Annotated in this window: 17 protein-coding genes and 1 other RNA gene; 4 read left to right on the top strand and 14 right to left on the bottom strand. The window is 38.7% G+C overall.

Annotated features, from left to right (window positions below; all coding sequences use genetic code 11):
* Positions 1 to 88 precede the first annotated feature (88 nt).
* Positions 89 to 1,270, bottom strand: a complete 1,182-nt coding sequence (locus tag D1839_RS10415; RefSeq protein ID WP_120379840.1) for a M20 family metallopeptidase — start codon at positions 1,268 to 1,270, stop codon at positions 89 to 91.
* Positions 1,271 to 1,732: 462 nt separating this feature from the next.
* Positions 1,733 to 3,115: an NADP-specific glutamate dehydrogenase gene (gene gdhA, locus D1839_RS10410; RefSeq protein ID WP_120379839.1), complete on the bottom strand. Its 1,383-nt coding sequence runs from the start codon at positions 3,113 to 3,115 to the stop codon at positions 1,733 to 1,735.
* A gap of 148 nt (positions 3,116 to 3,263) precedes the next feature.
* Here gdhA and D1839_RS10405 point away from each other — a divergent pair, with 148 nt between their 5' ends.
* Positions 3,264 to 4,169 carry a LysR family transcriptional regulator gene (locus D1839_RS10405; RefSeq protein ID WP_120379838.1) on the top strand — a complete coding sequence of 302 codons (906 nt, stop codon included), beginning with the start codon at positions 3,264 to 3,266 and terminating at the stop codon, positions 4,167 to 4,169.
* A gap of 387 nt (positions 4,170 to 4,556) precedes the next feature.
* Here D1839_RS10405 and D1839_RS10400 read toward each other — a convergent pair whose 3' ends face one another.
* Together D1839_RS10400 and D1839_RS10395 are read right to left on the bottom strand one after the other, a co-directional pair.
* On the bottom strand, positions 4,557 to 6,146 hold the full coding sequence (locus D1839_RS10400; RefSeq protein WP_120379837.1) for a long-chain-fatty-acid--CoA ligase: 1,590 nt from the start codon (positions 6,144 to 6,146) through the stop codon (positions 4,557 to 4,559).
* A gap of 27 nt (positions 6,147 to 6,173) precedes the next feature.
* Positions 6,174 to 7,160 (bottom strand): NAD(P)H-dependent flavin oxidoreductase, encoded by a 987-nt coding sequence (locus D1839_RS10395; protein ID WP_120379836.1) that lies wholly within the window; start codon positions 7,158 to 7,160, stop codon positions 6,174 to 6,176.
* Positions 7,161 to 7,810: 650 nt separating this feature from the next.
* On the opposite strand from D1839_RS10395, the gene D1839_RS20820 reads away from it, so the two are divergent.
* Positions 7,811 to 7,945: a hypothetical protein gene (locus D1839_RS20820; RefSeq protein ID WP_286164778.1), complete on the top strand. Its 135-nt coding sequence runs from the start codon at positions 7,811 to 7,813 to the stop codon at positions 7,943 to 7,945.
* A 308-nt stretch (positions 7,946 to 8,253) separates the two neighbouring features.
* On the opposite strand, the gene hutH is transcribed toward D1839_RS20820, so the two are convergent.
* The 5 genes from hutH to hutG all read right to left on the bottom strand — a co-directional run bounded on the left by hutH (position 8,254) and on the right by hutG (position 14,898).
* A complete protein-coding gene (gene hutH / locus D1839_RS10390; RefSeq protein WP_120379835.1) occupies positions 8,254 to 9,735 on the bottom strand; it encodes a histidine ammonia-lyase in 1,482 nt (493 codons plus the stop codon).
* A 258-nt stretch (positions 9,736 to 9,993) separates the two neighbouring features.
* Positions 9,994 to 10,431: a hut operon transcriptional regulator HutP gene (gene hutP / locus D1839_RS10385; protein ID WP_120379834.1), complete on the bottom strand. Its 438-nt coding sequence runs from the start codon at positions 10,429 to 10,431 to the stop codon at positions 9,994 to 9,996.
* Between the two features lie 192 nt (positions 10,432 to 10,623).
* Positions 10,624 to 11,907, bottom strand: a complete 1,284-nt coding sequence (gene hutI, locus D1839_RS10380) for an imidazolonepropionase (protein ID WP_120379833.1) — start codon at positions 11,905 to 11,907, stop codon at positions 10,624 to 10,626.
* 259 nt (positions 11,908 to 12,166) lie between these two features.
* A complete protein-coding gene (hutU, locus tag D1839_RS10375) occupies positions 12,167 to 13,825 on the bottom strand; it encodes a urocanate hydratase (protein WP_120379832.1) in 1,659 nt (552 codons plus the stop codon).
* Positions 13,826 to 13,923: 98 nt separating this feature from the next.
* Positions 13,924 to 14,898, bottom strand: a complete 975-nt coding sequence (gene hutG, locus D1839_RS10370; RefSeq protein ID WP_199690063.1) for a formimidoylglutamase — start codon at positions 14,896 to 14,898, stop codon at positions 13,924 to 13,926.
* Positions 14,899 to 15,135: 237 nt separating this feature from the next.
* On the opposite strand from hutG, the gene D1839_RS10365 reads away from it, so the two are divergent.
* Complete coding sequence (locus D1839_RS10365) at positions 15,136 to 16,029, top strand: LysR family transcriptional regulator (protein ID WP_120379831.1); 894 nt, start codon at positions 15,136 to 15,138, stop codon at positions 16,027 to 16,029.
* A 243-nt stretch (positions 16,030 to 16,272) separates the two neighbouring features.
* On the opposite strand, the gene ssrS is transcribed toward D1839_RS10365, so the two are convergent.
* The 5 genes from ssrS to D1839_RS10340 all read right to left on the bottom strand — a co-directional run bounded on the left by ssrS (position 16,273) and on the right by D1839_RS10340 (position 19,483).
* A non-coding RNA gene (ssrS, locus tag D1839_RS10360) (6S RNA) lies at positions 16,273 to 16,456 on the bottom strand.
* Positions 16,457 to 16,692: 236 nt separating this feature from the next.
* Positions 16,693 to 16,833: a small, acid-soluble spore protein L gene (gene sspL, locus D1839_RS10355; RefSeq protein ID WP_120379830.1), complete on the bottom strand. Its 141-nt coding sequence runs from the start codon at positions 16,831 to 16,833 to the stop codon at positions 16,693 to 16,695.
* Between the two features lie 91 nt (positions 16,834 to 16,924).
* On the bottom strand, positions 16,925 to 17,539 hold the full coding sequence (locus D1839_RS10350; protein WP_120379829.1) for a 3'-5' exonuclease: 615 nt from the start codon (positions 17,537 to 17,539) through the stop codon (positions 16,925 to 16,927).
* 96 nt (positions 17,540 to 17,635) lie between these two features.
* Entirely contained in the window at positions 17,636 to 18,334 is a 699-nt protein-coding gene (locus tag D1839_RS10345; protein ID WP_120379828.1) for a CBS domain-containing protein, read from the bottom strand.
* Positions 18,335 to 18,715: 381 nt separating this feature from the next.
* The gene (locus D1839_RS10340) at positions 18,716 to 19,483 is read right to left on the bottom strand and encodes an HAD-IIB family hydrolase (protein ID WP_120379827.1); all 768 of its coding nucleotides are present in this window, start codon (positions 19,481 to 19,483) and stop codon (positions 18,716 to 18,718) included.
* 263 nt (positions 19,484 to 19,746) lie between these two features.
* On the opposite strand from D1839_RS10340, the gene D1839_RS10335 reads away from it, so the two are divergent.
* Positions 19,747 to 20,901, top strand: a complete 1,155-nt coding sequence (locus D1839_RS10335) for a pyridoxal-phosphate-dependent aminotransferase family protein (protein ID WP_120379826.1) — start codon at positions 19,747 to 19,749, stop codon at positions 20,899 to 20,901.
* Positions 20,902 to 20,942 lie beyond the last annotated feature (41 nt).

Here is a 20,942-nt window from a genome sequence, read left to right as displayed (position 1 = left end):
TTCTATGCAGAATATCCTGAAAAAGAAGTTTAACATCTTATTATACGCAGCCAAACCGCTCATCCCCCACGTCTTACGTAGTAATGGCTTATCTTGCTTTACTTCTCATATACTGTAGAGTAACTGCACCTAACACTTTAGCTGCATGTAGTAAAGCACGTTCATCTATATCAAACTTGGGATGGTGATGCGGATACGCTTTATTCCATTTAGGGTTCCTCGCTCCTGTAAAGAAAAACGTCCCTTTCACATGCTGTAAATAATAAGCGTAATCCTCACCCCCCATAATTGGAAGTGTTTCAGAAACCTGTTCAATACCAGGAACATGCTTAGCTACTTGCGCAACAAATGCTGTTTCTTTCGGATGGTTTACTAAAACAGGATATCCTCTGGAATACGAATATTTATAGTCTGCTCGGAACATATCACATGTAGCCTTTATAGTACGTTCCATCTCCTCTTCGATAAACTTGCGTGTTTCTTCTTTTAATGTCCGAACGGTCCCAGTTAGTTGAGCTGTGTTGGCAATAACATTATAAGGATTTTCCGCAACAAAATTACAAACGGACACGACTGCGGAATCCAGTGGGTCTACTTTCCTACTGACAATGTGTTGTAAGCTATTAATGAGTTGTGCACCAATTGCTATACTATCCTTTGTCTCATGAGGAGCAGCGCCATGTCCTCCAGAACCTTGGATCATGATATCAAAATTATCAGCAGCCGCCTGCAAGGCATCAGAACGATACGAAATCACTCCTAATGGCTGCTGCGCCTGTAAATGTGTACCAAAGATAACATCCACTCCATCCAAGCAACCGTCCTCGATCATGGCAATTGCTCCGCCTGGGGGCAATTCTTCCGCATGTTGGTGAAGAAAAACAACCGTTCCTGCCAGTTCTTCTTTCAACCCATTTAATACTTTAGCAAGACCAAGTAATGTAGCTGTATGACCATCATGTCCACAGGCATGCATAACACCATCACGCTTAGATTTAAATGGTACATCCGCCTCCTCTTGAATGGGCAACGCATCAAAATCTGCCCGTAAAGCAACAGTTGGACCGGGTTTAGCTCCCTGCAAATACGCAACGACTCCATTTCCACCAACATGCCTACGAACCTCATGCCCCAATTGCGCATGATAATCCGCGATGTAAGCGGTAGTATTGGTCTCTTGAAAAGATAATTCGGGATATTGGTGTAAATAGCGGCGCACCTCTACCATCTCCTCATAAACAACATCAAGTCCGTGATATAATTTATCCATCTATATTCCCCCTCTTATAAAATGTTTAATAATAAAGTAACTTATATCAAGTATAAAGCAACGACGCTTATTTTAGAATATTCGATAAAACAATTCTTAACAAGAAAACACAACGAAAATTTCTTCAAACGAAAACAATCTTTACAAAAGTAAATCTTCCACAATGGATTCCATCCACCATTAACGGAAGTAGTCCAAAGGTATATGACCTAAAGGCCTGTTCATAAAATTCGATATTTAAGTTCTGGCTTCTTCCACTTTGGCTTGGCACAATAGAAGTTAGCTTACCCTACTCCTAAAGCATGGACCATACGGCACCTCATATGTGGATAAAAAAATGAATAAACAAGGTTCAAAATTAGAGCCTTGTTTATTCATTCTGGTAATACTAATGTTTTCGTTACTGCCAAAATAGATGAGACGTAGTTAGAAAAATCGAATGACATTCTCATCCTTATTATCTTAGATAACACCTTGGGAAATCATCGCTGCCGCAACTTTCTTGAATCCGGAAATATTAGCTCCCAGTACTAAATTCCTCGGCTGTTCATATTCTTCCGCAGCTTGAATAGATGCTTGATAAATATTTTGCATGATCTGATGCAATTTTCCATCAACTTCTTCAAAGTTCCAAGCAATCCGTGCACTATTTTGCGCCATTTCCAAAGCTGATACAGCTACACCGCCCGCATTTGCTGCCTTAGCTGGAGCAAACAAAACTTGATGGTGCAGAAAAATCTCTATTGCTTCTAAAGTAGACGGCATATTCGCCCCTTCCCCTACTGCTTTTACTCCATTAGCAACGAGTTGGTTAGCTGCTTCACCATCTATTTCATTTTGCGTCGCACATGGAAGAGCAATATCACATGGAAGTGACCAAATTCCAGAACAACCTTCATGAAAAGTTGCTTGCGGATGCTCATTTACATATTCGCTGATTCGGCAATTTCCTTCTTCTTTAAGACGCTTGACAGTTGTAAGATTAATGCCACCTTCATCATAAATATATCCGTCCGAATCACTGCAAGCAATTACTTTTGCCCCAAGTTGCGTCATCTTTTCCATCGCATAAATGGAAACATTGCCTGAACCAGAAACAATCACCGTACATCCATCAATAGTTAAACCATTATCCTTCAGCATGGCATCCATAAAATAAGCCGTTCCATATCCGGTTGCTTCTTTACGACCTAAGCTACCTCCATAACCTACTCCTTTTCCAGTCAACACTCCAGCTTGATAGCCTCCACGCATTTTTTTATACTGACCAAACATATAACCTATCTCCCTAGCTCCTACACCAATATCTCCAGCTGGTACATCCAGGTCCGGTCCGATATAATTACTGAGTTCTGTCATAAAGCTTTGCGTAAAGCGCATGATTTCTGCATCTGATTTCCCTTTTGGGTCAAAATCTGCACCGCCTTTTGCGCCACCAATTGGTTGACCAGTTAAAGCATTTTTAAAAATTTGTTCGAATCCTAAAAATTTAATAATGCTTTCGTTAACAGATGGGTGGAAGCGTATTCCGCCCTTATACGGTCCGAGAGCACTATTAAATTGGACTCGATACCCACGATTAACTTGAACTTTCCCTTCATCATCGGTCCACGGCACACGAAACGAAATCATTCTTTCCGGTTCAACGATACGTTCAAGGATAGACTGTTTCATATACTCTGGATGTTTCTCTAAAACTGGTATGAGAGAAGCAAATACTTCTTTAACAGCTTGTTGAAACTCTACCTGATGAGGGTTACGTGCTTTAACCGTTTCATAAACCGACTCTACATATTCCTTTGCTTTTTGCACATACGTGAATTCCATTTTGTCCACTGTTTTCATTCAAGTCATTCCCTTATGCGTCATAAATTTTCAAAATATAGTAGATTTCCTTATAAGGAATATTTTATAATTAAACAAAGCATCGAATCAATATAAAGAAACGATAAAATCAATGCGTTATACGCATGAATGAGGAGATAGACTTAAAATGGAACTGAGGCAAATACGTTATTTCATGGAAGTAGCTTCAAGAGAACACGTTACAGAAGCAGCAACAGCGCTGCATGTTGCCCAATCTTCTGTCAGCAGACAAATTGCTAATTTAGAAGCTGAGTTAGGTGCGGATTTATTTGTCAGAGAAAGCAGACAAATAAAATTGACTCCAATCGGTAGAATTTTTTATGAACGAATGAAACAAGCTATGAATGTGATTGATCATGCTACAAGAGAAGTGGAAGAGTATTTAGATCCCAAAAAAGGTACTATTCGTATCGCCTACCCAATTAGTCTTGCAGCTTATACATTACCCACCGTCATCCATGCATTTCGAACAGAGTATCCAGAAGCGAAATTCCAACTTAAACAGGCACTTTATCCTGAGTTAATGCATGGTATTATAGCTGGCGACTTTAATTTAGCGTTAATTGGACCATTACCTAAGGAAAATAAAAAATTTCATCGGAAGGCTTTATTTACAGAAAAAATGGTAGCACTGTTACCACTACATCACCCGTTAGCGAACAAAACTTCTATTCAACTCAGGGAACTGAAGGAGGAGCCGTTTATTGTTTTGCCTGAGGGGTTTGTATTAAGGGATATGGTAGAACATGCTTGCCACACCCATGGCTTCTCTCCTACAATTGGCTTTGAGGGGGATGACACAGACGCTTTAAAAGGCTTAGTTTCTGCTGGGCTTGGAATCGCTCTCATGCCAGAAGTTACATTAATCGATAATACACCGCGTGCAACAGTTTCCATTCCATTATCAGAAAATAATATTACGCGAACAGTTGGGGTCATCACTCCAGCGCAGCGGCAATTACTACCAACAGAAGAAATTTTTTATCAATTTTTACTGCAGTTCTTTTCTAGGCTAAACTTCTTTAGCCATTAGTTTTTATCCTTCCTCGCAAACTAAAAAGCAGCCTCCTAAAAGCAGTCTACACTATTAGGGAGGCTGTTTGGAATGTTATCTTTTTTATATAAGGTGATTCTTAGTCAGTAGGTTTTCATCTTTCCTCCATTAATTGTTAGTAACGTCATGGTATAACCCAAAGCCCTCTCTGCACAAATGAGCGTTTATGCTGTTATCTCCCGTTTAGACATATGGCAAGGATAAATTATCCTACTCCTGAAGCGCGAAGATCTTACAGCATCTTTATCCGGAGTTAAACGACGACTCTATATGCATAAACTGAAGCCTCTACAGGGAATTATTCCCACTTTCGAATGGTTTTGGAAAAAGGCTTTTGATCACGATCATGCGATCTGTTATTCCTATTCAATTTACTTGTTTTTCGCTATTCCAATACAGTTTACGCAAGCGAAACTTCTGTAACTTCCCTGTTGCCGTCTTTGGTAACTCGTTTACAAATTCTACTTTTTTTGGCGCTTTAAAATGTGCCATATTGTCGCGACAATACGTGATCACATCCTCCTCTGTAATATGATAATTCTCCTTTAAAACGATAATTGCTAATGGAACTTCTCCCCATTTATCATCTGGCACAGCAATGACAGCAGCTTCAAACACAGCTGGATGCTTATACAAGACTCCTTCAATTTCTGTAGATGAAATATTTTCACCACCAGAGATAATAATATCTTTTGCTCGATCACGTATTTCAATATAACCATCAGGATGGGTAACAGCTAAATCCCCTGTATGAAACCAGCCATCTCTAAAAGCTGCTTTCGTCTGCTCCTTATCTTTATAATACCCCTTCATAACAACGTTTCCTCTTGTTACAATTTCCCCAAGCTCTTCCCCGTTCCATGCAACTTCCTTGCCATCCTGACTTACAACCTTCGTTTCACCATTAAAGACCATTTCAATCCCTTGTCTCGCCTTTAAGGCAGTTTGTTTTTCCACCGACGCTTGATTGAATAAAGGCTTCCATTCATTGTATAGAATAAACGGCGATGTTTCTGTCATACCATACACATGCACAATATCCAAGCCCAGCAAATCCTGCGCCTGTTGGATTAACGCTGCTGCTGGAGGGGAACCTGCTATCGCCATCCGTGGTTTTACCCGAATAGCAATTTCTTTTACTTTTGGCTCATTCACAAGCATATTAATCACAATAGGAGCTCCACATAATAGCGTGATTTGCTGTTGCTCAAATAGGTCTAAAATCACTTTTGGGTCCACTTTTCGCAAGCAAACATGAACACCTCCCACAGCTGTGATTGCCCACACACCACCCCAACCGTTCACATGAAACATTGGGAGCGTATGCAAATACACATCCTGATGACTGACCCCTAAATGGAACATAAAATCTGCTGCATTCATGTAATTACTACGATGTGTTTGCATCACCCCTTTAGGCTTAGACGTTGTTCCACTTGTATAATTAATGGTTAATAACTGGTTTTCATCTAAATTTATCGGTGAAAATGACCCAGGATCCACATGTTGAATAAAATATTCATAATCTATTCCTTGAACCTTGCTTTCATAACCAGAGACTGCTACAACTACAATATCTTCCACGTTCAAATTTGCACGGATTTCTTGAAGGGAAGAAGTAAATGCTGCATCAACAATTAACAACTTTGCATCACTATGATTAATAATATATTCCATATCTTGAGATGAAATTCGATAATTAAGTGGGACCATAACCGCACCCATTTGACAAATACCATAAAAACATTCCAGCATGTAATGTGTATTTGGTAGCATAACCGCCACGTGATCCCCCTCATTAATGCCTGCTTTTAACAAAGCCTGTGATAAGCGATCGGTTCTTTCTCCAAATTGTGCATAGGTAAATGTTTTTTCTTCATCGATTACCGCTACTTTATTAGGATAGTATTTTATTGCTCTGCGTTTCCAATCGATAGGTGTAAGTGGATAATGCATCATTCTGCCCCTTCGTATGTAATTTTTTTACTTCACAGAAACCCCATGGTCTTGCCTTATCTTCATTTTCGCTTGTTCATAGGCTACTTCCAGTTCATCTACAATCGCTTGAATAGGTTGTATTTCTTTAATTGGACCAATCCCTTGCCCAGCTCCCCAAATATCCTTCCACGCCTTTGCATCGGTCTGCAGCTTGTTAAAATCGATCTCCTGCTTCGCTTGTAAATTAACGGGATCTAAACCTGCTTTCGTAATACTCGGGATAAGATAGTTAGCGTTTACCCCGCTAAAAGCATCTGTATAAATAATATCTTCAATTGCCGATTCGACAATCATTTGCTTATACTCTTGTGATGCAGCGCTTTCTTCAGACGGAATAAACCGTGTTCCCATATAAACAAAATCTGCTCCAAGTATTTCCGAAGCTAAAATATCTTCTCCCTTTGACATTCCTCCTGCCAAAATGATTGGACCAGAAAAGAATGATCTTACCTCATGAATAAATGGAATCGGATTCAATTCACCTGCGTGACCACCTGCTCCGCTTGCTACTAATACAAGCCCATCTGCACCTTTTTCAATTGCTTTTTTTGCAAACTTGATATTGATAACATCTGAAAAAACAACCCCACCATATTCATGTGCAATCTTTACGACCGGACTAGGATCCCCTAAAGAAGTAATTACAATCGGCGGCTTATATTTTTCAATTAACTGTAAATCCTCTGTATACCGCTTGTTCGAGCGATGAGTAATAAAATTAATTCCCCACGGCGCAATTTGTTGCTTTGGATCGTTTTTTTTCATTGCATCCAATTCGCTAGTAATCTGCTCCATCCATTGTTCCAATATTTCTTTCGTTCTTGCATTTAAAGCTGGAAATGTCCCTACAATACCTGCTGCACAAGCCTCTGTCACCATTTTTGGATTAGAAACTAAAAACATTGGTGCCATAATGACTGGCAAACGCATGGATTCCTTCATTTGTTTTACTGCTTCATTGGAATTGTTCATATGCTCTAATACCCCTTTGTCTCATTTTATTTTTGCTAAACGTAATCGTTTTCATAATTACGTAAAACATAATGATTTCTTTTGACTAAATCCCTCGTTTAATTACTGATAATTCTAATAATTATTCCAATAATTGTCAAGTCTCCTCTGTTAATGGAATCCGGATTCAGGCTAAAATACCTTTATTTGGGCTGTTAAACTCGTACACTAATTAAATTTTTGACAATTAATCGCTCTATTTATTAAGGGAGAGTGCTTTTAAGGAGTACAGAGTTTGGAAAAGATCTAGTTCAATCTTCCACTTATCTTCTTATATGCCAACTATCAACGGTGGAAAGATTGAACTTATTACTAGTTATATAAGCGGTAAATTGTGAACTTCAGCGATTTTCCAGTAAACTCCTGCAATTCCTCTATAAATCTGTAGGCTATCTATCTCACTTCAAAAACAAAAGCCTCTTCGTTGTTTTGTATGGAAAAATCTTTAAAGAGATTTTATACTGTGAAAAGTGTGATCTAATCCTTGATACTGCCGTCTTGATTCGTGAATTACGGCCTGCAGACGTTCCTACGATTCTATCTTTTTAATATCCTTTTAACATGAAATAGCGAGGAGCCAAGCAAAAGTGCTCATTAGAGAGAAATCTCTGATGAGATACAGGGAACAAGCAACAAGTGAACAGGCAATCATGGAGAGGAGTTCAAAGCTTTCGGTCATTGGAATACTTAAGCTGAATGTATCATACCGCTTTATAAACTACCAATTACAGTTAGAAAATGTATAACGAAGGCGTAGGGAGCCCGTTTAGCAACGTAGCGAACGGAACGAAGCAACTAAAGATAAAGGAATCATGGCACTGAAACAGGGGTATGTCGACGTCTGAGCGGCAAGCCCGCTTTTAGTCGACCTTCTTCTTAGGGCCAAACCGATGAGGCCTTATCTGAGGGCGCATTTCTAAAGTCGCATCGTTGCTGGGCTCATGCGCCCGACGTGGCTTATTCGGTTATTTCTTTATCTCCAAGCTCCTAATTTTATACTTTCTTATTTTTTAAAAAACCGAAGCTCGTTATCACTTCGGTTATAGGAGATGATTTAATTACTTTGCAATGCCATCGACATTCTATCTATATCTTCTGCAAATATACGATCGTTCGTAATACTCGGTACAATGTCTCGATATTTATCCCATTTCTCTCTTAGCTTAGGAGCCATTTTATCAATTCCTCTATATTCTACAGCCTGAAGAGCACATATACATTCGATAGCGATCACTTTCCTCATATTCTGAATGATCATATTGGCATGTCTGGCTCCAATCGTCCCCATGCTTACATGGTCTTCCTGATTTGCAGAAGATGGTATAGAATCTACACTAGCTGGATGAGCTAATGTTTTATTTTCAGACACAAGTGATGCAGCCACATATTGCATAATCATTGCCCCAGATTGCAATCCTGGCGAAGGACTTAAAAACGCAGGTAAATCATTTAACTGTGGATTGACTAATCGTTCAAGTCTGCGTTCAGAAATATTTGCAAGCTCTGCAACTGCAACCTTTAAAAAATCCATTGCTAATGCAATTGGTTGACCATGGAAATTACCACCAGAAATAATTTGCTTCCCTTCTTGCAAAATTAACGGGTTATCTGTCGCAGCATTAATTTCTATTTCCAGCTTTTCCTTCACATAGTCAAGCGCTTGCCATGATGCACCATGAACTTGCGGAATGCATCTTAATGAATAAGCATCCTGCACCCGCTTTTGGCCTTGATTAGTAATTAGTCCACTCCCTTGAAGCCACATTTTCATACGCTTCGCTACAGCTATTTGCTGCGAATAACCGCGTGCTTCATGCACAGCTGGATGAAAGGCATCAATAATGCCTTCCAAACCCTCCATGGTCATCGCGGCAATCCACTCACTATCATAAGCTAATTTTTCTGCTTCGATATAGCTAATTATTCCTACAGCAACCATTGCCTGTGTACCATTAATCAAGGCAAGGCCTTCCTTGGATTGTAACGCAATTGGAGTTATTTCTTTTTGCGAAAATACCGTTTTTGTATCCACTATTTCTCCATGCTCTCCAAACACTTTTCCTTCCCCAATCACGACTAAAGCCAAATGAGCTAAAGGTGCTAAATCCCCCGAAGCTCCTAACGACCCTTGTTGCGGAATAACAGGATGTACCTGTTTGTTAATAAGTTCAGCTAGCAATTTGACCAACTCTGGTCGAACTCCGGAAAAACCTTTAATCAATGCATTTAAGCGTAGCAGCAACATAGCTCGTGCAATTGTTTCTGAAAATGGCTCCCCGACACCACATGCATGAGAACGAATTAAGTTAAGCTGTAAATCTCTGACGTCCCCATTATCGATCATGACATCGCTAAATTTTCCAAAACCTGTATTTATTCCATATACCGTTTCTTGATTCATTACTATTTGATGAACACTTTCACGGCTTGCTTTTACTTTTTCCATACTTTTATTGGATATGGTTACCTTTTCCAAGTTAAGGCAGACACGCCTTACTTCATCAATGGTTAATGAATGTCCAGTTAATTCAATCATCTAAATTCCCCCTTTTCATCTAACTCCTATCCATTAAGTAATGTGTAGCAACCCCCAAAATGCACGTGCGTTAGCATCCCAAAAAGCTTTCTAGCATAAAGGTTTCTGATAGAATGAACGTTCCCCTTCTAAAATCTAGGACAGCAGTTTTCAAAGCTTCTCCTATTAGTTTCTCTTAATAGACACAAAAAAGAAGGTAATAATGGCATACAAAAAAGCCATCATTACCTCCTATTTTCTACCAACTCTAGGTAATGATTAAATATGATTGATTCCTAAACCAATTGCTTCATGCTCTAACCCTTTTATTGGTGCACCAATTGTTCCATAGAAAGCCACAGCTAACCATTCCCCTTCCCGTTTATGAAGGTATGGCTCTCCACGAACAACAGCAAAACGCAAGCCAACGGTGCGCATCATTTCTCCAAGTGCCCACTGTCCTCTTGTAACACCTTCAAGCGCTTCCAAAATAGCATGGTATAATGCGTGGGTTTCGCGATACACTTTTTCTTCAATAAGACCGCTCCGTTTGACAGCAGTTTCGACAGCGGATATAACCTTTTGTAAATCCATGGAGCCTACCTTTCCTTCACAAATTTGAACAGCTTCAAAGGTAGGTGCAAAAAAGGAACGCTCTTCCTCTTCAAGCATAACTAGTAAGGTCGCAAGCTTTCCAATACGTAATGGTTTGTTCATCTTATTTCTCCTAAATGCGAAACAGTTTCTAATCACTAATCACTATTTAACTACTAACTAGTATACGTACTGCTAAAAACATTCGTCAACATTGTGAAAGTTATCTGTAACTCAAATTTTAACAGCTTCTGACTTTTTGTCCCTACTGCTTCTGATTTTATAACTCTCATCCATTTCCTCATGTAATGCTCTTTATTCACTCATTACTAAATGCCTGTTTTTAACAACAATTTGCCCATTTTTAATCACTGTATCTACATGATTCATCCCATATTGATAAGAAAGGATTAAGTAATTAGGGACATCAAATATCGTCAAGTCTGCTTTTTTACCGACTTCAAGACTGCCAACTTCATGAGCACTACCAATGGCATGTGCAGCATTCATGGTCGTCGCTGTTATGACTTCCTCAGGTGTCATTCCCATTTTTAAACAGCCTAAATTCATAATGAATTGCAATGACAGGGTAGGTGAAGACCCTGGATTGGCATCTGTAGATAACGCAACAGCAACGCCGTTATCAATCATTTTCCGTGCTTGAGCAAATTCAGCCATTAGAAAGAATGCAGTACCTGGAAGTAGCACGCCAACAACATCTTTTTCTGCCATTTGCTGAATTCCCGCTTCGGACGCTTTTAGTAAATGATCGGCAGAAATAGCACCGACTTCTGCAGCTAATTCAGCTCCACCATATGGTTCAATTTCATCAGCATGAATTTTAGGAATAAATCCGTATTGTTTACCAGCTTCTAAAATGCGCTTTGATTGTTCAGGCGTAAATACTCCACGCTCACAGAACACATCATTAAATTTAGCTAAATGGCGTTCAGCTACTGCTGGAAGCATCTCGTTGATAACTTTATCAACAAACTCCTCTGGCTGATTCTTTTCTGAAATTGGAATCGCATGTGCTCCCATAAATGTGGATACAATATCCAACACATGCTCCTGATTTAACTTTTCTGCTACTTCAAGTTGCTTTATTTCGTGCTCTGTAGTTAGTCCATAACCACTTTTCGCTTCAACTGTTGTTACACCGTTTAACAAAAATGTATCCAATCTCTTTTTTGATTCTAGATATAGTTGCTCAAAGCTAGCATTTTGCGTTGCCTTCGTTGTTGCATGAATACCGCCACCAGCATTCATAATATCCATATACGTTTTCCCTTTTAATCGCATCGCATATTCATTCTCTCTCGTGCCAGCATGAACGAGATGCGTGTGTGGATCAATTAGACCAGGAGTAACCGTTTTTCCTTTTGCATTAACTTCTTTCGCATGAGCAACTATTTCAGGATAAGCATTTCTTATCTCTGCTTCTGACCCTATGGCTACAATTTTACCACCCTTTGCTAGCACGCTTCCATTTTCTATCAAACCTATGTTTTGCATCGCTTCTCTCTTAACCGGTTTTTCCGAATGACCTTGCATTGTAATCAGTTGTGCTGCGTTTTTTACAAATACGGTATTTGACATGTATAACGCTCCTTTATTCCAAAAATTCGTTCAAAATCTATGAAGTTAATTAGAAATGATAATAAGGTACGTTTTTTTAAGTAAAAAGTGTTATAAGTGAACCTTCCATCAGTGAAGGAGTTCTTTCTATCCCCACAGCTTGTTAGTACCGTAATGATATGACCTAAAGACCGCTTACGAAATAGGACTCTTATAGCACCTTATATGCGGAATAAAAAAATTCATTGTGTCATTTCCTAGACTATAAAAAGCTATTTAACTAAAGCATTGGTATATGAATCCCTTTTTCTTGCGCTGTCTTTTCAGCAAGTTCATAGCCCGCATCAACATGACGGACGACTCCCATTCCAGGATCTGTCGTTAATACCCGTTCTAGTCTTTTTTCAGCGTCCTTTGTTCCATCAGCAACAATAACCATACCTGCGTGTAGCGAATACCCCATGCCAACGCCTCCGCCATGATGCACACTTACCCAGCTAGCTCCTCCAACACTATTAATCAATGCATTTAAAATCGGCCAATCCGCCACCGCATCGCTACCATCCTTCATAGCTTCGGTCTCCCGATTTGGTGATGCTACAGAACCCGAATCTAAATGATCTCGACCGATTACAATAGGTGCTTTTAAATCTCCATTGGCAACCATGTTATTAATAATTTTCCCAAATCGCGCTCGTTCTCCATAGCCAAGCCAACAAATGCGAGAAGGAAGACCTTGAAATTGAATTTTGCTTTTCGCCATTCGAATCCATTTACAAAGTGATTTATTATAACTAAATTCTCGTAAAATAACTTCATCTGTTTTATAAATATCCTCTGGATCCCCAGACAATGCTACCCAACGAAATGGACCCTTACCTTCACAAAATTGAGGTCGAATATAAGCTGGTACAAAACCTGGGAAATGGAAGGCATTTGCTATCCCTTCATCTTTAGCAACTTGCCGAATGTTATTTCCATAATCAAACGTAATTGCGCCTTGCTGTTGCATATCCAACATGGCTTGCACATGTTTTGCAATACTTTGTTTAGCTTGTGCAACGTAGTTTTTTGGGCTACTGTTCCGCAATGCAGTTGCTTCATCTAGTGTCATAGCAGCTGGTACATAGCCGTGAAGCGGATCATGAGCGGAAGTTTGATCTGTTAAAACGTCTGGTACAAATCCTCTTTCCAACATAACCGGTAGAATCTCCGCAGCATTGCCTAACAATCCAATGGAAAGTGATTTCCCCTTCATTTTTGCTTCCTTTGCAAGCTGTATTGCTTCATCTAAACTCTCTGTAGAAGTGTCCAGGTACTTTGTCTCTAGTCGGCGTTTTATTCGTACGGGATCTATTTCAATAGCAATACAAACCCCTTCATTTAAAGTGACTGCTAGAGGCTGAGCTCCGCCCATACCACCAAGTCCTGCGGTTACTGTAATTGTTCCTTGTAGCGTCCCAGAAAAATGCTGTCTCGCGCATTCGGCAAAAGTTTCATATGTTCCTTGCACGATTCCTTGACTCCCAATATAAATCCAACTTCCAGCTGTCATTTGCCCATACATCATTAATCCCTTTTGATCGAGCTCATGAAAATGCTCCCAGTTAGCCCAGTTGGGAACTAAATTGGAATTGGCGATCAATACTCTTGGGGCATCCTTATGCGTGCGAAATACTGCAACTGGCTTTCCCGATTGGATTAATAAAGTTTCATCATCTGCTAATTGTTTCAACTCATGAACAATCGCTTGATAACATTCCCAGTTTCTAGCCGCTTTTCCAATTCCCCCATAAACAACTAATTCCTCTGGATTTTCTGCTACTTCTGGATTTAAATTATTGTTTAGCATTCGTAATGCCGCTTCTTGTAACCATCCTTTTGTATGGAGCTTTGTTCCTTTATATTGCTCTATATCGATAGCAGACTTAGCTTGCATATATAACTACCTCCTTATATTATAATTTATTTATTAAAAAGCTAAATGGATGCTCATCCATCAGTTATGCAGTTAATGCAGTTTTACTTAGCGGACTTCTAGTTGTCTATAATTTCCTCTCTGATTGTAAGCCCTTGCATAAATTCTGCTATATAATAAGCTGCTAATTTCGTAGTCTTTCCATTTTCATCTAACACCGGATTCGTCTCGGAAATATCAAAACTTTGCAATCTTTCCTTTCCCGCTATATAACGAATCAGATTACGTACTAGCTTCGCATCTAAGCCAAACGGAGATGGCGCACTTACCCCAGGTGCTTCTGCAGCTTTTATAGCATCCATACAAAGCGTCAAAATGAGATAATCAAATTCACCGGCGAATTTATCAATCACTTGAAATGTATGGGCGCTATTTTGAACTTCCTCCTCCGTCAAATAAGTACATCCATACTCATCTGCTGTTTGAAAAAGGCTTCGTGTATTGCCAAATGGCTGAATCCCTAAACATAAGTAACCGGCATGCTGATCCAGTTGTAAAACTTGTCTAAACATTGTTCCAGAAGAAGGAATAGCTTCATCTCGTAAATCAAAATGAGCGTCAATATTAATTATTCCTAATGTAGCATTTGAAGGAATAAATTGGCGCACTCCTAAATAATGTCCATAAAACGTTTCATGCCCGCCTCCTAAAATAATCGGTACATAACGCTCATTTAGCATTTTAGATACACATGTGCCTAATACTTGCTGAGCTTCTTCCATCTTGTGTTCTAAACAAGTTACATTTCCAACATCAACTACCTGATCAATCGTTAAATGAAAAGGCAGACTGGATAAACGTTTTCTTATTTCACTCGGTCCTTTAGCGGCTCCAATTCTTCCTTTATTTCGCCGCACACCTTCATCACACTCAAAGCCAATTAATCCAACTGAGAGACCTTTTTCTACTTCCGGCAAAAGGTCAACATGTTTCTCCTTAATTACTTGGTGCATTCGATAGCTATTAACTTCTTCTAGACTATCTATTCTTCCTGTCCATATATCTTTATTAAGTTCTTTATAAATAACAACCACCTCTAAAAGGCCATATTTTTTCGAAAATACAAACTTTCTTTAATTTTTATTTTAAATAGGATAATATATAATTACAAATACATATTATTTATATATTTATAGCTTGAATTTATAAATGCTATTTGTGTAGGGCAAAACTAATAGCAGCCTCGCTTAAATAAAACTTATTTTTTGGAAAATGTAGGATAAAAAAAGCGATTGGTTCGGAATAATTTACATCAAATCGGAGGACTCGATATGGATTTCAGACAGTTAATCTATTTTATTACAGTTGTTGAGCATGGAACGTTTACAAAAGCTGCAACTGCTTTGCATGTTTCCCAACCATCATTAAGCGCTTCGATAAAAAAATTGGAAATAAATACAGGTCTGCAATTACTAAAAAGAAATACGAGGAGTCTGGAAGTTACCAAAGAAGGATATATTGTTTATCAAGAAGCCAAAAAACTATTTCATCATTACAACCATGTTAACAAAGAAATACAGCGCTTAAAACAACATGGACCACAGGAGCTTTCCATTGGCTTAATTGAATCAGCCAATTTTTGGGTACCAAAGATACTCCAGCGATTTAGAAAAACGTACCCTCAAGCAAAAATTAAGCTGCACGAGGTCTTAAGCCTTACTGATGTGGAAAAGTCCTTACATCATTTTGATATTCACCTTGCGATAACAAATCAATATGTAAAGAGTCACGATATCGAAGCCACCCTCATTTATGAAGAACAATTAGTTGCTATTCTACCTAGGAAGCATCCATTATTACAAAAGCAAGCAGCCTTAGAAATGAAGGATTTTCAAGATGAAGCATTTATTATCTGCAAAGAAGGATTTCAAACACGCGCAGATATTTTAAATGCGTTTAATAAAGCTGGTATCACTCCTGCTTTTGCTTTTGAAATTGAACGATTTGAAACGGCTTGTCGGCTCGTTGATGAGGGTCTAGGAATTACTATTCTACCAGAAACCTACGTAAAGCATGAAGTCAATGGCACCTACCATACTAAATTGATATCTGATTCCAACATCTCACGCCATGTTTACATCGCATATGAAAAAAATCATTATTTACCGCCCATCGTAGTACATTTTATCGACTTAATTAGAAATTTTTTCTCGGAATCAGATTAGCAATTTTCCCCATACTATCGAGTATCTTATCTACAACTTGTAAAATTGAATATACTTGGTCAGTTTGTCTAACGGAAGTGAAAAATTTCGTACCACCATTCTAACTCCTTAGTTTGCTCATGCGCTAACGGTAAGCTTTCTTAATTTATAAAAAAAACGACACCATCAGCACCTAATCAAATTTTTTCCAAATTAAAACGACCAGTTCCATTAAAAAAGAACTGGTCGACTGAATTATTTGCTTTACAGGCCACAATTGCCGTATTTGTAATAAAAAGTTTTAAACCACCACTTCGCCAAGTGGGTGTTTGCAGAAGCTGTTCTGTCTTCCGCTCAAAGACGGCACGACATTAAAACTCCGATATAAAACTCCCTATTCATTCATTAGAGGTTAAAACTTAATGAAATACGTACATTGCAGCTTGTAAATTTATTATACCACCATCCAATAAAAATTCAATGAGAAAGGTAACTAATGAAGCTACTTCTACATAGAAGTACACTTGTTTTTCATAAGCTGTTCACATTTGTGCATAGGTGCATTAATAAACTTTAAAAAAGGAACCAAGATTTATTTTCTTACTCTGACAAGCTTCGACCCCTCTCATTTAACGAGTATTTTCACCCATCGTACATCAGAAAATAATGCCCCTATATCTTGTTCTAAATCTTTGTATTTTTCTTTTTCGCCCTGTCTTCAAGCTGTGACTTCGGACGTTGATCTTTTTCATCCTCTGTCAAGCCTTGAGGGTTTACACTGCTTTGAACACGTTTTTTACTATATGAATTATTTTCACTTTTCATAGACCACACCTCCACGTATTATTGTGATCTAGTGACACATTTCATATGCAGCTTTTTTGCTTTATATGACCAGTAAACAAAGGCGGGGTATTTAGGAAAGATAGATGCGTTTACGTTGATACGATTTCTTTTTCTTAGGCGGTGTATAGCCACGCTGGAAAATCTTGCCACTTTGGATCAAGCAAGCTGTCAATAACCCCTCGACCGTATGTTGTCCACTTTCGTGTAACGCTTTTGAAAGAAGCTTCGCTGCTACACGTGCGTCTTCTAAAGCGTGGTGATGATCGAAAGGAATTTGATGGTATGCTGCCAAAGTATCTAATTTGTGATTATGTAGTTGCGGCCATAGTTGTTTCGAAAGCATCACTGTGCAAAGATAGCCCAGATCTGGGTAAGCTAATTGAAAATGATCTAATGTATGTCTTAAGACACTCATATCAAAGCTAGCATTGTGTGCAATAACCATGCCTTGCTGTAAATATGTTTGGAGGATTGGCCAAATATCAGAAAACGTTGGAGCATATCGGACATGCTCTGGCGTAATACCATGTATTTTCATATTCATACTTCGAAAATCTGTCAGTGGATTGATTAAGCTATAATATTCATCTACTATTTGTAGTCCATTAGAGACGACAATACCAACTGCGCAAGGGCTTGTCCGTTTTTCATTTGCAGTTTCAAAATCAATCGATACGAATGTCATTTATTCACCACTTTCTATGAGTGAAATCTGTAGTTCAGATTAGAAAAAAGGTAAAATTCTAGGAGCTTTTGAAACCTAAGTGTTAAAAAATTCGTTTTACGAGATCTCTAATATATCCCATGCCGTTATAATTCCTAATAAACGAGAAGAAGGTTCACCATCCGTTGTTATAAGTAACGCTTCTAAACGCTTGCCTCTACTTGTGTGCTCTTTGAATAATTCAATGGCCTCATACAACGTTGTATCTTGAGCAATAAATCGGGAATTTTCATTGTTTTCAAAAGGTAGAATATCCTTTAATTGATAAGTGCTTTTAAGAGTTTCCCCACGCTGGTCAATATTTGCCAACCAATTGGTAATTCCTTTTTGTGTAAGTAGCCCCTGGTACGTCTTGCTTTCATAAATAGGAAACTTAGATAATTTCTTTTCATGGATTACTTTTAATAATTTACTTAATTCGTTATCACTTTGAAAGCAATACACATACTTCTCAAACGTTGGAGTAACGAGCTTAGGCTTTCGCAGTTCCTCTTCAATAACCTCTATTTTTTCAACAATTTCATCGTGTGGTTCTGCTATTGCATAGGACATGTCCACTTTATTATGAACGATTGCATTACGAAGCTCTGCAAATTCAAGCAGATCATCACTATATTGACGCACTAATGCGTTTGAATTTCGTAAAATCTTTACTGCCTTGGAAAAGCTAGCATCTTTTTTATGTATCATTAACGAGCGAAGCATTTTTTCTATTCGATTAAAAGAGGTTAAAAACCGTTCTGAGTTTTTGTACATATGTCCTTTCTCCCTACATCTAAACTATGACTTTATTTTTATTATATCCATTATCAAACGAAGAACAAAGGCGTGGGGCGCCCGTTTAGCAACGTAGCGACTGGAGCGAATCGACTAAAGCTTTAGGAATCATGCTCCTGCAACAGGAGTATGCCGACGTAGGGCGGCAAGCCCGTTGTTAGTCGGCCTTCCTCTTAACCACGAACCAATGATGACTTATCGGAGGGCGATTCGTGAAGTCGCCTAGTTGCTGTGTGCTTACGCCCGACGTGGCTAAATAACTTAGTAAGTTTATTCACAGCTGCAAAATTTTATAATTTCCTAGATCATTAAAAAGACGGACAAGCCCCCAATCCGCATTAACCCGCAGTCCATATATAATTAGTTCGTTTTCAGCGTACCTGTTTGTGCTAATGCTCGAATTTTATCCACGATCGCCTGCTCCCCATTCGGTTGATAAGCGATCTGTTCATCAGCAAATGGAGCTAAACGATCATGGTAATCAATCATCACCGCGTAAGCAGCGTGCTGAAACATGGAGATATCATTTGCATCATTTCCAAAAGCAATATAGCTGTTCTCGGTAATTCCTAATGTTTGTAAAGCATTCCATTTATGAATATGATTCGGACTTAAGTCAATGAGGCGTTCGTTACAATGTTCGTGAACCGTTATATCCAATTGTTGTAATTGATCGACAAAGGTGACGTAATCATTCATAGTAACGATTAATACTTTCACTACAGATGATAATTGTTCAACAGAGACTCGTTGTGCCAATTTCCCTTGATCGATATGGTTAACAATAGGATGATCTTTTGGTCCTGTATAAGCATAATTCCATTCACCATCTATAAGGAAGGTAGCTTCTTGTTCCTCTATTAATTGTAAAATCGTCTGTAGCTGATCATTTGTAAATGTTCGTGCATGCAATAACTTGCCGTTTTTACAAATTAATGACCCATTTCCGCCAATAAGTGTATAGGAATGAAAATCGTTTGGTAGAACGGGAAGCATATCCCTTATTGGTCTGGCAGATGCAAACATAACATCTTCCTTATGTAAATCTTTTAGACATTGGACAATACCATTAGAAAGAGGCTTTCCTTTAAAACAAATTGTTCCATCCAAATCAAACACAAATTTCATGGTTACACCTCGTCAGCCTATTTGTAGTAAAAAAGCTTGGAGCCATCTCGTTTTATATTCCTAATCCAACGAAAAAAAATATTGCATAGCTATATCATATCCCTAAGATACAACTTTAGCAATTAGCACAAATCATCCTAAAACAATAATTTTAGTTAACAAATAGCTTAAATTTATTGACAATATGCAAAGTTCTGCTATGCTGTAAACTATTATTCAGAAAAAAACACAACGAATTTTATCCATATTGAAAGGAGAAAACCATGCAAGCTGATAAACAACTACTTCGAATTCCTGGACCTACACCTATTCCACCTAGTGTCCAACGCGCAATGTCCCAACCAATGATTGGTCATCGCGGACAAGAAATGAAAGAACTAATAAACACAGTAAAAGAAACACTGAAGCCTATTTTCGGCACACAAGAAGATGTATTGATTTATACCGCAAGTGGTACTGCAGCACTGGAAACCGCGGTTGTAAATGCCGTTCAGCCCGGGGAGGAAGTGCTCATTATTGTTACAGGAGCATTCGGCGATCGTTTTACTAAAATTTGTGATGAATATCACATGAAAGTACATAAATACGAAGTCACTTGGGGAGAGGGTGCTGAACCGGAACAATTGGCAGTTTTATTACAAAAATTGCCCAACGTAAAAGCTGTATTTGCGACTTTTTGTGAAACTTCTACAGCCGTTTTAAACCCCATTAAGGAACTAGCCGAGGTAGTTCACCGTGAATCCGATGCTTTATTCATTGTCGATGGGGTATCTTGTGTTGGAGGAGCCGAAACAAAGATGGATGAATGGGGGTTGGATATCGTTGTTACAGGATCGCAAAAGGCGATGATGTTGCCAGCGGGGCTTGCCTTTATAGCCGCCAGTAACCGCGCATGGAAAGTCATTGAAGCAAATCCACATGCCAGATTTTATTTAGATATGCGAAAATATCGTGATAAGCTTCAAGAAGACTCAACTCCATTTACACCGGCTGTTTCTTTGTTGCAAGGATTAAAACAAGCTTTAGCTTTAATGGACGCAGAAGGACTTCATTCTATTTTCGAGCGCCATGAAACAATGAAAGTTATGACGAGAGCAGCTTTTAAAGCTTTATCTATTCCATTACTGACCGCAGATGTTCATGCTTCACCGACAGTTACTGCTGTGAAACCAGACGACTTTGCAGCTGAAGAATTAAGAAAAGTTGTCAAAACGAATTTCGGGTTAACCTTAGCGGGAGGGCAGCAACATTTAAAAGGGAAAATTTTTCGAATTGGTCATATGGGCTATTGTTCTCAAGCTGATATATTACAAGTGATAGGCATTATTGAAATTGGTCTCCAGCAAATTGGCAAAACAATCGATTTAGGTGCAGGAGTAAAAGCAGCGCAAATGGCTTATTTAGAAATGAAGCTTTGAAGCTATTATATTTCTGCTACCTATTAAAGTGACTATTTCTT

It is taken from the genome of Roseburia sp. 1XD42-34 (assembly GCF_009917385.1).
GTDB lineage: Bacteria > Bacillota > Bacilli > Bacillales > Amphibacillaceae > Virgibacillus.
The sequence above is the reverse complement of the archived record's forward strand: the minus strand, read 5'-3'. Positions and strand labels throughout refer to the sequence as shown.